Here is a 13,762-nt window from a genome sequence, read left to right as displayed (position 1 = left end):
CACCTATGTCCGTCCCTCTCGCAGACCGCGTCATCCAGCTCGCCTACGACCCAGGAATCACGCCCAAAGGCGGTGGGTTGCCTGGCCTCGCCGTGCTGAAGAACGTGGTCAACAGCATCAACATGTTCGGGATCATCGCCGTTGTCGGCGCCCTCGCCGTCTCGCTCGGCGTATGGGCCTGGGGCCACCACACCGGTGGACACCAGGCCGAGGCCAACGGGAAGAAGGGCGCCGTCGTCGCCGCCGGCGCCGCCCTCGGTCTGGGTGCAGCGAACGGCATCGTGGCCTTCTTCTCCGGCCTGGGATCGCAGGTCCACTGATGCGGAAACGCTTCCCCTCCGCTTCGCTGTCCTCGTACGGCTCGGGCTGGTCGACGAACCAGCGCATCGCGATCGGCGCCACCGTTGTCGCCGTTTTGCTTGCCCTCGCCGGGGTCGTTGCCCTGCTGACCGGCGGTGGCAACGGCCAGCAGACTCCCGATGCCGCGCCACCGGCTCCCACGGGCGGCCCGTCCCACTTCGAGGCTGCTCCCAAGCCTTCCTCCGGGTTCGGGTCGGTGCCCGAGCCGCCGCAGATCGCCGAGCCGGTTGCCTACGCCAAGGCAGCGGCCCAGATGCTCTGGTCCTACGACACCCGCGACACCAGCCGCGACCAGCAACTCGCCGGCATGCGCGCCTGGATGACCACCGAGACCAAGTACGCCGACTGGACCTCGGTCGCAGGCCAGGTCCCCGACCCCGTGCTGTGGTCACGGATGGCCGACCAGGACCAGCACGCCACCGCCCACATCACCGAAGGCCACTACCCCGGCGCGTTCAAACAGGCGCTGGCCGAGGATCCGTCCGCGATCACCGAGGCGTACATCTACGTCGTCACCGTCAACGGCAAGCAGACCCTCAGCTGGAAGAAGGGCGGCGGCGGAGCCGAGGAACGCGCCGTGACCCTGGCCGTCCAGTGCCGCCCGAACCACGACTGCACCCTGGCCGCCATCGCACCGAGCGTCACGCAGTGACCCGCGCCTGAGACACGAAAGGAGGAGTAACTCCTCGTGGGTTTTTGTGATTTCCCCCTGGCGGACAAACTGTGCGCCGTCGGCGACGCGGTGGACTTCGCCTCGGACCCGGGCAAAGCCATCGGTGACTGGATGGCGAAGTCCGCCGGTGAACTGGCAGCCGCCGCAGCCGACCTGGCCGCCGAAGCCGTCACCACCACCACCGAGGTCGATCTGAACGCCGGGTGGTTCCGCGACAACTACGAAATGCTGTTGCCGCTGGGCCTGGTCCTGCTGGTCGCCACCTTCTGTGCACAACTGGTCCGGGCCGCCATCAGACGCGACGGGCAAGCCCTTACCCAAGCATTCACGGGCACCGCGTCCGGAGTCCTGTTCGCCTTCTGCGCCATCGCCCTGACCACAGTCGCCATCGAGGTCGTGGACGCCGTCAGCGACGGCCTGTTCAAAGCCGCACACCTGAACATCGAATCGGCCGTGCGCCGCGTGGTGAAGGTCAGCCAAATCGGGGCGCTGTCCGGTCTCGGCTGGCTCGTCCCGGTCGTCACCGGGCTCGGCGCCGCCATCGGCGCCTTCCTCTACTGGTGCGTGATGATGGTCCGCAAGGTCGGCATCCTCGTCATGGTCACCCTCGCGGTCTTCGCCTCCGCCGGCGGCGGCTGGGAAGTCGCCCGGCGCTGGCGCAAGGGCTGGATCGAAGCCACCGCCACTCTCGTCGTCTCCAAGGTCCTGATGACCGTCATCTTCGTCCTCGGTATCGCCGCCATGGGCAAGACCGAAGCCAATGACGGCATCGCCGCGCTCGCCGACGTCATGTCCGGCATCGTGATCATGGTCCTGGTGCTGTTGTGCCCGTACGCCGTCTTCAAATTCGTGCACTGGGCGGCCGACGGCACCGACGGCGAGTCCATCCACCGTGCCGGTGGCGCCGGGGCCCAGATCGCCAAGGCGCACGCCGAGAAGGCCGCCCGCAAGGCCGCCGCAGCCGCGGCCACCGCCGGCACCGGTGGTGCCGCAGCCGGAGCGGGCGCCGCACCGCAGGGTCCCGATGCCGGCGGAGGCTTCCCCGGCGACGTCGCCGCCAACCCGACCGGCGGTGGCGGTGAAGGCAAGGACGGTGCGCAGGGCGGCGGAACGGGAGGCTCACCCGGCGGTGATGCTGTCAAGTCCGGCCTGGAGAAGGCCGTCCAGCCCGCGCCGACCAGCGTTTCCGACGACACCAGCGGCCAGGTGGGAGGCAGCCCCGGACCCGGCGGATCCGGCGCAAATGCCGCGTCCGGCCAGGGCGGCGGATGGCAGACCACTCCGCCGACAACGACACCGCCTTTGCAGGGCGCACCCCCGTCCTCCGGCTCGCATGACGCCGCGTCGAGCGGCTCGGCTCCGCCGCCTCCGACCGGCCTCTGATCCCCCGCCCGACTTTCGGGGGCGGGACGTGTACACGACCTCCCGCCCCCGAATTCCACCCGCGCCTCCAGGATCCGCCCCCATGTCTGATCTTTCTGTCGCCCCGGTCACGGTGAAGTTTCCTCACCGGAGCCGCCGCGGCATCCTCCTCGGCCTCTCCCTGCCCCAGCTCGTCCTCGTCTCCTGCACACTGGCCCTGCTGCTGATGACGGTGATCTCCACCGGGTTGCTCGGCGCCGTTGCCCTGGCACCGCTGTGGGCGGCATCCGGTGCACTCGTCGCGATCCGCCGGCACGGCCGCTCCCTCATCGACTGGGCACCGATCGTCACCCGGTACGCGCACCGCCGCCACACCGGCCAGACCCTCTGGCTCGCCCAGCCTGTCACCAGGCCCCGGCAGGACGGCCTCCTCCATCTGCCCGGCACCGCCGCTTCCCTCAAAGTCGTCACCCCCGGCGATTCCGCCAACGGAGCCGCAGCCGCCCACGACCCGCACCAGCAGACCCTGACCGCCATCGCCCGCGTCACCAGCCGTGCCTTCGCCCTCCTCGACCCGGCCACCCAGAACCACAACGTGAGCAGCTGGGGGCGCGCGCTGGCAGGTATCGCCCGCACCGGGCACGTCGCCACCGTGCAGGTGCTGGAGCGCACCGTGCCCGACAGCGGTGACACGCTCACCCGCCACTGGACCCAGAACGGGCAGCCCCAGACCCCCGTCGCCGGACAGATCTACTCCGAACTGGTCGCCTCGGCCGGCCCGGCCGCCGCTCCGCACGAGACCTACCTCGCCATCTCCCTAGACCTCAAGGCCGCCCGGCGCCTGATCAACCAGGCCGGCGGAGGGCTGCCCGGGGCGTTCACCGTCATGCAGCAGACCACCGCGTCCATCGCCCAGGCCGCCCGCAACGCCGGCCTGATGGTCACCGGATGGCTGAGCGCGCGGGAGATCGCCGCCGTCATCCGCACCGCCTACGACCCAAAGGCGCTCGCCGCGCTCCAGCAGTGGTCCGAGACCGGCCGCGCTGAGGCCGACCCCGCAGCAGCCGGTCCCGTCGTGCAGTTCGAGGAGTACGACCGCCTCGCCACCGACAGCGCGCGGCACGCGACTTACTGGGTGGAGAACTGGCCGCGCACCGAGATGGGGGCAGGGTTCCTGCACGGGATCATGTTCACGGCCGGCGTGCGCCGCACCCTGTCCCTTGTTTATGTGCCGCAGGGGCTCGAGTCCGCTCTGAGGGACGTCCAGCGCAAAAAGGCCGCGATCATCGCCGACGCCAACGAACGCGCCCGCCGCGGGCAGGTCGACTCCGAAGAGGATTCCGTCGAGTACGCCGACGTCAAGACCCGCGAACGCCAGCTCATCGCCGGGCACGCGGACGTGGCCCTGACCGGCCTGGTCACCGTCACCGCCGAGACCGACGCCCTCCTGGACGCCGCCTGTGCTCAGATCGAGACGCACGCCGTCACCTCCGGAGTCGATCTCCGCAGGCTCAACTACCAGCAGCCGGACGCCTTCGCCCTCTCCGCGCTCCCGCTCGCCCGCACCGCCCTGTGAACCAGCAGTTCCCGTGCACGCCCTGGCCCACTGCACTCCGGATCACCCGCGACGGAACACCCGTCGCCGCCCTGCCGACCGGCAGGAAGGACCACCACCTTTGACCTCTCCCCCGCGCCCCGACGACGCGCACCCCTACCTCCGCGCCGCGAGCGCCGGCATCCGCCACCACGCACGAGCCCTGGCGCCGCCGGACGCAGACCCGCCCCGGCCCGTGGACCGGGTGCACCTCGATGTCCTGCACGCCCACCTCACCGCTCTGCTCCAGCTTCTGGACCTGCTCGCCGACCACACCCGGCCCCCGCACCCGGCCGCCGGACGCCACCTGGCAGCCGCTCACACCAGGCTCTGGCAGGTCACCACCGAAGTCCACGCCGCCTTCCATCTGCTGCCCGGCACGACCGAGGTCACCACCGCGACGAGCGCCTGTCATCCGGAACGGCTCCCCGAGGGCCCGCCCGTGCTGACGATCTGCCAACGCCACTTCGCCGCCGGACGCGTCGTCCGCCGCAAGACCACCCCCACCGACCTCCGCCCGCATGCCACGGCCTGCGTGCGATGAGCACCACCCGCAGAATCGAGGGCCCCCGATGAGCCACCGGCCCGCCCGTCGCGCCCGCCGCGCGTCCGCCAGCCCGCTGTTCACCCCCCACGGCACCGACCGCGCCAGCCGCAAGGCCGCACGCCGCCAGCTCGCCGAGGCCGCCGCCAAAGCCCGTGCCGAAGCCAGCGCCCACCAGAGCGAAAGCACCCTCCCCGAGCAGCAGATGCCCGTCCCGCTCTACCCACCGAGCGGACGCCCCGGTCCCGCCTCCGCCCGCGGGAACCGGCTGAAACTTCCGGCCCACCGCATGACCACCGCCGTCGCGGCCGGCGCCTATCCCTTCCTCGCCGAAGGCGGACTCGGCGCCGAGGGCATCTACATCGGCCGCGACGTCCACGCCGAGGCGTCATTCGTCTTCGACCCGTTCGCTCTGTACGGCAAGGTCGAGGGGTTCACCAACCCGAACCTGCTGCTCGCTGGCGTGATCGGCCAGGGCAAGAGCGCGCTGGCCAAGTCTTTCGCGCTGCGGTCGGTCGCCTTCGGGTACCGCGTCTACGTCCCGTGCGACCCGAAGGGCGAGTGGACGCCGGTGGCCGAAGCCCTCGGCGGCCGGTCCGTCGCCCTCGGGCCCGGATTGCCCGGACGCCTGAACCCCCTGGACGCAGCCCCGCGCCCGGACAGCGTAGCCGAGGCCGACTGGGTCGGCGAGATTCGCAAGCGTCGCCTGCTCCTACTCGGCTCCCTGGCCCGGACCGTACTGGGCCGGGACCTGATGCCCATGGAGCACACCGCCCTGGACGTCGCCCTCGACGCCGTCGTCACCCGCGCCGCCGACACCCACCGCACCCCGCTCCTCGGCGACATCGCCGTCACCCTCAACAACCCGACCGACCTCGATGAGGCCGCCGGGATGATGTCGGGCCAGCTCGGCGAAGCAGCCCGCGACCTGGCCCACGCCATGCGGCGCCTGGTCCACGGCGACCTGGCCGGCATGTTCGACGCCCCCTCCACCGTCGCCTTCGACCCGCACGCGCCGATGCTCACCATCGACCTGTCCCGCCTCGGCGGCTCCGGAGACGACACTGCCCTTGTCCTCGCGATGACTTGCGCTTCCGCATGGATGGAATCCGCGCTCTCCGACCCTGGCGGTGGCCAGCGCTGGATCGTGTATGACGAGGCATGGCGCCTGATGCGGCACGTCGGGCTCCTTCAGCGGATGCAGGCCCAGTGGAAGCTCAGCCGCGCCCTCGGCATCGCCAACCTCATGGTGATCCACCGGCTGTCCGACCTGCTTACCGCAGGCGACGCCGGATCACAGGGCCGCGCCCTGGCCGAGGGGCTCCTGGCGGACTGCTCCACCCGGATCATCTACCGCCAGGAGACCGACCAGCTCCACGCCGCGGCCTACCTGCTCGGCCTGACCTCCGTCGAGATGGACGCCATCGCCCACCTCAACCGAGGGCGCGGCCTGTGGAAGGTCGCCGGCCGATCCTTCATCGTGCAGCACCTCCTGCACAGCCACGAACTGGCGCTCGTCGACACCGACGCCCGGATGCACTGACTAAGAGGACCGTGAACCCCGACTTCCCGCACGACCTGATCCCGCGAGACGACGCGCTGCACCTCATCCAGACACTCCACGCGGTGAAGGACAAACTGCACGACGCCGCCCAGCGGTGGGAGCTGCTCGACGAGAAAGGGCGCGTCCCGGCCGCGCCGTCTTACACCGCGCTGCTCCAGCATGCCACCGACGCCCAGGACCTTTCCCGCAGAGTCCTTCGGCTGGCCGCTGACTTCGCCGAGAGCCCCCACCACACAACCCAGACCGGCCGGACCGTCCTGAAGCACCTCGCGTTGGCGGCGACCATCTCCAGCCACGCAGCCCCGCACTTTGCCGAGACCGCAGAGAACGCCCTGGCCCGGCATCGGACCGCCAACCCCACAGACCGGCACTACCTCACGAATCGCATGGTCATCGACCACGCTTCAGCGCGCGCTTTTCTGCGGAATGCCTCGGAATCCCTTCGCGACGCAGTCAGGGAACTCGACGACCACCTCGGCGTCCAGCGCTTCTTCGCGCCGCCGACCCGCCGGGAGGGACCGCCGGAGCCTCCGCCGTCCCAGCCTGGCGGTCTCCGCCGCTGACCGCGCCGGAGCCGTGAAATGTGCGCGCAACAGATATCCGTGCAAGCGCAGTTCGACCGCAACAACTGCTGCCCGCACCAGCCCGAAGGACGCCTGCATCATCCCCCGCCACCCTGACTTCGATCTCTACGACAACGTCGGCCGCGACGCCGACCAGATCCGTTCCGCCCAGTACCACCTCGCCACCCGCGGCGACCTGAAGCGGTGGGCACGACGCGACGCGCAGACCTTCCGCGCCGCACATCCACTTCCGGACCAGCCCTGGCCGACGCCCGACCTCACCCCCTACCTGGACGCTCTCACCACAGCTCAGACTCCGGCAGAGACCGAAGCAGTCACCGATCACTTCCTGGACGCCGTCGAACCTGCACTGCGCGCCGTGAGCGACTACCTCGTCGCTGCCGCCCGGTGGCGGCGGGAAAACCACGGTGCGGCCAAGGGATCTCCCTCCAACCTGCTGATGACGGCGGCCAGCCGGGCGCTGTCGGTACTGGCCCTCGCCGACGAGGCCGGCTTGAGCAGGCTGCGCGCCGCCTACGACCCGGCTTCAGCCCCCGCGACACCGACCGGCGGCCAGCCTGGGGCCAGCGCAGGCGTCCCGCCCGTTCCTCCGTCCCCCGGTACCTCACCCCGCCGATAGCTCTCTTGCTGCAATTCCAGTTCCGCCCGACTCTCGCCACGCGATCCCCAGGGACCACCACTGTTGATCGACACGGCACCGCCACCGCCTGCACACGAAGCCATCTTGAAACGTCCGCCTCACACCAACGCCACCGAATGGGCCGAATACCAACAACGCCGAGCCGAAGTCGACTGCCTCGTGGCACAGGATGCCCAGATGGAAAACGACCTGATCACCGCCCACGCCGAGTACGTACTCGGCTTCAGCCAGGAGTCGGAGCCGGGAGTCACCCCCGCTGGACAGACTTCTCCACCCCACCGATCGCCCGCCTCCTCCCGCAGGGGGAATTATGGCCGCTGACGAAGCAAGCACCCCAGACTCCCACCGCGTCACCTCGCCCGCACCGCTCCCCGACCACCGCGACGTGGACACCCCGTGGTGGCAGGAGCTGTGGCGTCGCCACGCGCACATCACCACGCCGCTGCGGGCGCGCGGCCTGCAGTGCGACATCGAGTTCGGCCTCAGCGCCTACATCGTGCGCGTCTCGCTCCCCGACGAGAGTTACCTGATCATCGGTCCGCCGCAGGAGCCGCCCTCCGAGCGCCCGCCCGGAGACCCCGAGGGCTGGATCGCGACGCGCGAGCACCCCGACGACCCGTCGCTGTCCGAGGTCCTCTACGACTCGGCTCCCTCCGACGACCCCGGTGCTCCCCAACGCCCCGAAGCCCGCCACGGCGGCAGCACCCAGCCCCTGATCGAGACGATCAACCACCGCCTGACCCAGCTCGGACTGCTGCCGCACCCCGTCTTGCCCGGCGAAAGCCCTCACGTGCACTCAGCCCAGCCGACGCCCCCGCCCCAGGTCCGTGACGTCCCCGGCACACCCGACAACGCTCCCATCTACGTCTACGGCGACGCGCTGCGCGCTCTGACCGACCGGCTCAATGGAGCCGAGTCGCATGCGGATGCCGCTGCCCTGCTGCACCAGATCCTGGAGCCCACCGACGGCCTGCTGGCGCAAATCGGCGAGTTCTTTGAAGCAGCCGGAGAGAAGGCCAAGGAAGCGGAAGAGGACGACGGCTTCGACCTGTCCTACGACCTCGCCGACGCCGCCGCCGAGATCCGCAACCTCGCAGAGGTCCTGCACGTGGCCGAGGACCGGATGCGGGCCCTCACCCCGCTCGCGTCGGCGCCGCGACTGCCCTCCAGGCCAGCCCGTACACCGTCCCTTCCCCCGCGAGTGCTCCCGCCGGCGCAGCCGCGGAACGCGCGCTGACCCGGACCATCGCTTCCCTCCAGGAACACATGACCTCACCCCGCACCGACCTGGCCGCCTTCGCCGCCGGCCTTGCCGCGCGCCTGACCGGCACCTGGACCAGCGAGTACCAGTGCCACGCGCAGTACGCGGACCAGTTCCCCCGTACCGAGCAGCTCTGGGACACCGGTCACGTCGACTATGTCGTCAGCCAGTACGTCCTCACCCACGACGCCGTGCTCCACGGGCCGGCCGACCAGAGGCTGTACGTAGCTGACCGCCCCCGCTATCTGCACCAGTTCCTCGTCGCCCCGCTCACACCCGACAGCACGCACATCAAGCCCCACCACTTCGCCGGAGTCGAGGAACCCAACGGCATCGCCGTTCCCAAGGACCCCGCACGCGCGGCAGCACGAGTCGCCCGGCGACTGCTGCCCCGCTACGTAGAAGCCCTCCAAGCCGTCCTCAACAACGCGGCGTACCAGGCCCAGCCACCGCACCGGCCCCAACCGCCACAGGTCGACCAGATCCTCACGCTGACCCTCTACAGCGACGGCGCCCTCGGCGCACCGGACGAGAACGTGCCGGTGGATGCCCGCATGACCTTGTACGCCTTCGGCTTCCAGTACGACCCGCACCAAGCAGCGTTCCTCCTACCCGCCGCCTATGGGGAAACCGGTCGCGCCCTTCGCGTCCACGCGGTGGTCCAGCAGCTCACAGCCAAGGGCATCGGCGTCAACCTGCGCCAGTCGGCGCCCACCACCAGAGCCGCCCTTCCAGCAGCCGCGAAGACCATGTCCCCGCTCCACCGTAAACACTGACCCGACCTCCCCAGATCTTGGAGTCTTCATCCGAATCACCCGCCGCACTCTGCAGCTGCTTGTAGGCGCCGCCTGCGTCACCCTGCTCCTTACCGGCTGTGCCACCGGCAACGATGCTGCCGTCGCCAAGCAGACGGCCAGCGTCAGCAGCACGCCGAAGCTGGCTCCTGCGCTCAGCACCGACCAGGCCCGCGCCGTCATCACCCACTACTCGAAGATCAACAACGAGGCCAACGCCGACCGCAACCGCGTCCTCCTCGACACCGTCGAGGACGGCCCGCTGTACGCAATGTCCGTCTCGGACTACACCGAGACCGAAGGGCTCCCCGCGGCGGACCGCGCGCCGTACAAGCCCTGGTCCTACGACCTCGCCAGCGCCAAGCTGTACATCCCCCGCCTAGCCGACGGACAAGATGGCTGGTTCGCCGCCGCCCTCTCCAGCGAGAAGGGCAAGGCCCCCTCCCGGCTGGCCGTGTTCGCCGAACAGCCCCAGCACAAGCGCTGGGAGATGGTGTCCGTAGTCGACCTCGACAGCCACAGGCTGCCCAACATCGCCCTTGACCGCGAGGGATACGCGATGGCCGTCGCCGCCAACGACCACAAGCACCTGGCCGCCGACCTTCTGCGTACTGCCGTGCTAGACAACTTCGCCACCGGAGGCACGAACACCGGAAGCAAGGTCTTCACGCCGACCGCGGCCAGCAAGCGGCAGGTCAAGGTCCACAGCGATGCCGCAACACGCTTCGGTGACAAGGGAACCAGCGTCTTCGAAGAAGCTGACAACCGCTTCACGGACGCCTACGCCCTCAAGACGGAAGACAGCGGCGCGCTGGTTCTCTTCTCCCACACGCACACCCAGACCGACGCCGTCGCACACTCCGGCCTGCAGATCAACCCTGGCAAGGAAGACCGAGCCTGGCTCCACGACGCGCCCCGCATGTCCATCTTGCACACCTTCGTGTGCAACGACGCCGCCACCGTCCCCGCGAAGGCCGAGCCCTCCCGTCTGATCGGCTACACCTGCGCCCGCACCGACGCCTCCGGCCCTCCGGTCCCCTCCTAGTCACACCGCGCGTAGCCGCACCCGCCCGCCACTTCGACGGCCACCGAGGACATCCCCCGCCCCCTGCTCGCTCCGGAGAACTCCCTGTCCACACACTCCTTCATCGCCCGCCCCACCGCCGGCACGGGGTACAGCGGCATACACGTCCAGCTCGACGGCGTGCCCAGCAACCACCTCCCGCTCCTCCTGCTCGGTGGCGAGGACCTGGTCCGTGGCTGAGGCGCAGATCGTCCTGTCGCACAGCCGGGAGTCGGGGATCGTCGCCATCGCCTCGGGCGAGCAGTATCCGTGGGCGCACACCGCCCTCGCGGAGAGTGGCTTCCAGCGGGACGACGACGGGGTCTGGCACCTACCGGCGGACGGTACCCAGACCACCGTGGTCGATCTGGTCACGTGCGCGAAGCGGCACCGCGCCAGCGTGCACACGAGCAGCCGCCGGTTTATCGGCGACGCTGCCCGTGACCTAGCGCGCCTGCTGCCCGGCCAGTGGCGCGCCTCGGTCGAGATCTATGCGCACCCGGCCTGGCAGGAGGATCTGGTCCCGTGGATCTGGGACAGCGGCGACCTCGGCCGCGCCGTCCAGAGCGAACGGATCCCCTACGCCGCGGTCCTCACCGACGTGGCGCAGGGCACGATGCTGTTGGTCGTCGAGCGGCCCGGCAGTCATCTCGGCTACCTGGTGGGCGCATTTTCGCCGGAAGGGCTCGAAGAGGGTTACGGCGATCCCCACGCTCCGCGCAGCATCGTCCTGCCGCCGTTTCCCGGGCGGGCTGCCCAGGCCCTCACCGCCCGGTATCTTCCCGCCTACGAGCAGGCCGTCCATGCCCGCCAGACGGCGGCCATCGCCGGTGTGCTGGGGGACATCCGCTCGGAGCACGACACCTGGCAGGCCACGAGCGCCTCCGGCAGCTACATCGACGCCACCCCGCTGAGCGCCGGCGCCCTCGGCGCCTCATCGGAGCTGTTCCTCGACCACGCCTGGCGCCGTTTCCTGACCGTCGTCGACCACGCCCCGACGCTGCTCGACCGGTGCCGGCCCGCGAACAGCCCGTGGCCCGACGACGCCTCAGCCCTCTCCCGTCTGGCCGACGCCGTGAGCGATGCCCAAGCCCTGCTCGACGAGATCGTCCACGGTGATGCCGTACCGGAGCAGGAGCGCCGAGCACGCGCGTGGCCGGCGATCGAGACGTGGCTCACCGACGGCGACGCGTTCTTGCGCCAAGCCCGCCTGAGCGCACCCCACCGCCGCCCGGCCCTCCCCGTCACAGCCCCAGCCCGCCCCCTCGCTGCGGCCCGGCCGGCGCACCGTAACCGCTGACCGTTCTACCCGACAACGTCTGGAGACTTCCGCCCCTTTGCAACCCGGCACCCACTTCTCCTTCGGCGACCACGAGGAACACGGCTTCGTCGCCTCCTTCACCTCTTTGATTCCCCAGCACCTCGCCCACTGGTTCCTGGAGCGCGAGCAGTTCGAGCCCGTCCCCGATGAACCGGGCCTGTACCGCCTCAGCGAGCCCGAGCGTGATGGTCCCCGACGCACCGGCCAGGCCGACCACGACCTGCGCTGTCGGGGCTACATCGTGCAGGCCGACATCCGCCTCGATCCGGCCCTCTCCACCGGCCCTCGGCGCCCTGTCCGCTCCAACGAACTGCAGGAGCGCTGCAGCCAGCCCGCCCAAGCCGCCGCCGGCCGAACGACGCAGCGCTTCACGCCACCCACCACTTCCCCTCCGTCGGCCCGGCCGATCCCGCCAAAGCCCACCTACGCTCCCACCGTCCACCTCACAGTCGCGGCCGGCGGGCGGTCCCGATGACCCACACGAACAGTCCGGCCCCCGACAGCCCCTTGCCGACAGCATCCGCACTGGCCAGCAAGGCACGCGACTTCCGGCTGCGGATGGCCGTCATCGACTGCGAGACCGATGCCGCCCTCGACAGGACACGCGACCGCCACGGCCGCACCATTCACGCAGACGCCGCCGCAGCCGCACAAGCCCACCGTGACCAGGCGGCGTTGGAGGCGTACGCCACCCACCTCGCCCCGCACGCCGAGGCTCTCCTCGATGCCGCCCGACTCGCGCTCGACGATTTGCCGCCCGCCTGGCACCTGACCGGGTGGCGGGCCGTCCTGGACGGCCTGGCATCCTCCGCCGCCGAGATCCGCCGGGCCCTCGGCCGGCCGACCGCGCCCGGGTCTCCAGCAGAACGTGCTCAGCACGCGGCCCTGTGGCCGCACCTCACTGCCTGGGCGGACCACAGCCCGATCGCCAGCAACCTCGCCGACCAGCGCGACGGCCGACACCACCAGGCTCCGCTGACCGACGAGGAACAGCAACAGTGGACCGACAGGGCCCGGGCCGCACAGATACGTGGTGCGCTGGAGCTGACCGAGTCGTGGTATGCCGCCGACGGACAGCCGATCACCCTCGCTAACCTGGTCGAGGACGACGACTCCACCGTGGTCGCGCTGCGCGGCGACCCGGGCGTACCGGGCTGGCAGGTGATCGGGCACTTCGCCCACGAGTACGAGGCGTGCAAGGCCCTGCCCGCTCCCGTCCCGCCCGGCGTGCTGCGCTCGGACATCTCCCGGTTCAACCGTCCGGCTCCGGCCCCGGAGCTGTCCCTGCAGGACCTCATCCGCGACGTCGTCGAAGGCGACAGTGCCGGTGACGCCTCGAACGCTCTCCTGGGAGCTGTCCAGCGCGGCTACGCCGCCGGCCCGATGGTCCGCCTGCAGGAACTTCTGGAGACGAGCGGCCAGTTCGCCAGCGCCCTGGAGACCGTGCAGGGCCGCCAGATCGCCGCCCGCCTCTCAGCGCTGGGCCGGCAGATCGAGTTCCTCACCCGCGAAGTCGAAGAGGCAGCCGAGGACCTCGGTGCGACCGTCGCCGTCCTGCCTCCGCACCGCACCCCCGTGCTGCGCGCCCGCCCTCGCCCGGCCGTGGACACCACACCGCCGGCGCCGCCGCCCTGCGCCAGCAAGACCGCCCGCCACCGTTAGGAGATCCGCTTTGCCCGCAGGAGCAGCAGAGCCGTTCATGCCGATCCGGCACACCATCACCGGCGAGATCACCACCACCGGCTACAACGCCGCCGCCCGGCGGATCCTGCTCCAGGACGGCTTCGAAGAAACGCCCGGCTGCGCCTGCCGAGCGACGGAACCCGGTACGGAGCAGGCGTACGGGGCTGCCCGGCAACCAGCCAGCTGCTCGTCGCCGGCCGTCCCGTGCCCCTGGACCGAGCCCTCGGCCGGCCGGTGAGCGCCGACGGTACGCCCCGGCAGGCCCGCTCGCCGATGTCGGCACAGCCCGTGATCCCCTCCGAGAGCGGCCGACCTCTTT

At 70.6% G+C, this 13,762-nt stretch carries 15 protein-coding genes; all 15 read left to right on the top strand.

The window, feature by feature from the left end:
* Positions 1–5: 5 nt before the first annotated feature.
* Positions 6–320 carry a DUF6112 family protein gene (locus GA0115242_RS00240; RefSeq protein ID WP_054100372.1) on the top strand — a complete coding sequence of 105 codons (315 nt, stop codon included), beginning with the start codon at positions 6–8 and terminating at the stop codon, positions 318–320.
* Positions 320–1,012: a hypothetical protein gene (locus tag GA0115242_RS00235; protein WP_093823213.1), complete on the top strand. Its 693-nt coding sequence runs from the start codon at positions 320–322 to the stop codon at positions 1,010–1,012. Before GA0115242_RS00240 ends, GA0115242_RS00235 begins: the two co-directional genes overlap by 1 nt.
* A 36-nt stretch (positions 1,013–1,048) precedes the next feature.
* Positions 1,049–2,416, top strand: coding sequence for an SCO6881 family protein (locus tag GA0115242_RS00230; RefSeq protein ID WP_093823211.1), 1,368 nt, complete (start codon positions 1,049–1,051; stop codon positions 2,414–2,416).
* 82 nt (positions 2,417–2,498) lie between these two features.
* Positions 2,499–3,971 carry an SCO6880 family protein gene (locus GA0115242_RS00225; protein WP_093823209.1) on the top strand — a complete coding sequence of 491 codons (1,473 nt, stop codon included), beginning with the start codon at positions 2,499–2,501 and terminating at the stop codon, positions 3,969–3,971.
* 100 nt (positions 3,972–4,071) lie between these two features.
* Positions 4,072–4,533, top strand: coding sequence for a DUF6238 family protein (locus GA0115242_RS00220; protein ID WP_093823207.1), 462 nt, complete (start codon positions 4,072–4,074; stop codon positions 4,531–4,533).
* A 28-nt stretch (positions 4,534–4,561) separates the two neighbouring features.
* Positions 4,562–6,076, top strand: a complete 1,515-nt coding sequence (locus GA0115242_RS00215) for a VirB4 family type IV secretion system protein (RefSeq protein ID WP_093823205.1) — start codon at positions 4,562–4,564, stop codon at positions 6,074–6,076.
* Between the two features lie 11 nt (positions 6,077–6,087).
* Entirely contained in the window at positions 6,088–6,660 is a 573-nt protein-coding gene (locus tag GA0115242_RS00210) for a hypothetical protein (protein ID WP_093823203.1), read from the top strand.
* A 13-nt stretch (positions 6,661–6,673) separates the two neighbouring features.
* Positions 6,674–7,300 (top strand): hypothetical protein, encoded by a 627-nt coding sequence (locus GA0115242_RS41360; RefSeq protein WP_237548513.1) that lies wholly within the window; start codon positions 6,674–6,676, stop codon positions 7,298–7,300.
* A gap of 331 nt (positions 7,301–7,631) precedes the next feature.
* Entirely contained in the window at positions 7,632–8,558 is a 927-nt protein-coding gene (locus GA0115242_RS00200) for a hypothetical protein (protein WP_093823201.1), read from the top strand.
* A gap of 29 nt (positions 8,559–8,587) precedes the next feature.
* Positions 8,588–9,358 carry a hypothetical protein gene (locus GA0115242_RS00195; protein WP_093823199.1) on the top strand — a complete coding sequence of 257 codons (771 nt, stop codon included), beginning with the start codon at positions 8,588–8,590 and terminating at the stop codon, positions 9,356–9,358.
* 289 nt (positions 9,359–9,647) lie between these two features.
* Complete coding sequence (locus GA0115242_RS00190; protein WP_161352889.1) at positions 9,648–10,421, top strand: hypothetical protein; 774 nt, start codon at positions 9,648–9,650, stop codon at positions 10,419–10,421.
* A 211-nt stretch (positions 10,422–10,632) separates the two neighbouring features.
* Complete coding sequence (locus GA0115242_RS00180; RefSeq protein ID WP_093823197.1) at positions 10,633–11,739, top strand: hypothetical protein; 1,107 nt, start codon at positions 10,633–10,635, stop codon at positions 11,737–11,739.
* A gap of 37 nt (positions 11,740–11,776) precedes the next feature.
* Positions 11,777–12,235: a hypothetical protein gene (locus tag GA0115242_RS00175; protein ID WP_093823196.1), complete on the top strand. Its 459-nt coding sequence runs from the start codon at positions 11,777–11,779 to the stop codon at positions 12,233–12,235.
* Positions 12,232–13,422 carry a hypothetical protein gene (locus GA0115242_RS00170; RefSeq protein WP_093823195.1) on the top strand — a complete coding sequence of 397 codons (1,191 nt, stop codon included), beginning with the start codon at positions 12,232–12,234 and terminating at the stop codon, positions 13,420–13,422. The genes GA0115242_RS00175 and GA0115242_RS00170 overlap by 4 nt, the downstream gene beginning before the upstream one ends.
* A gap of 37 nt (positions 13,423–13,459) precedes the next feature.
* Positions 13,460–13,681, top strand: a complete 222-nt coding sequence (locus tag GA0115242_RS00165; RefSeq protein WP_093823193.1) for a hypothetical protein — start codon at positions 13,460–13,462, stop codon at positions 13,679–13,681.
* Positions 13,682–13,762 lie beyond the last annotated feature (81 nt).

Origin of the sequence: Streptomyces sp. SolWspMP-5a-2 (assembly GCF_900091845.1) — a bacterium.
In the GTDB taxonomy this organism is placed as follows: Bacteria; Actinomycetota; Actinomycetes; order Streptomycetales; family Streptomycetaceae; genus Streptomyces; species Streptomyces doudnae.
The sequence above is the reverse complement of the archived record's forward strand: the minus strand, read 5'-3'. Positions and strand labels throughout refer to the sequence as shown.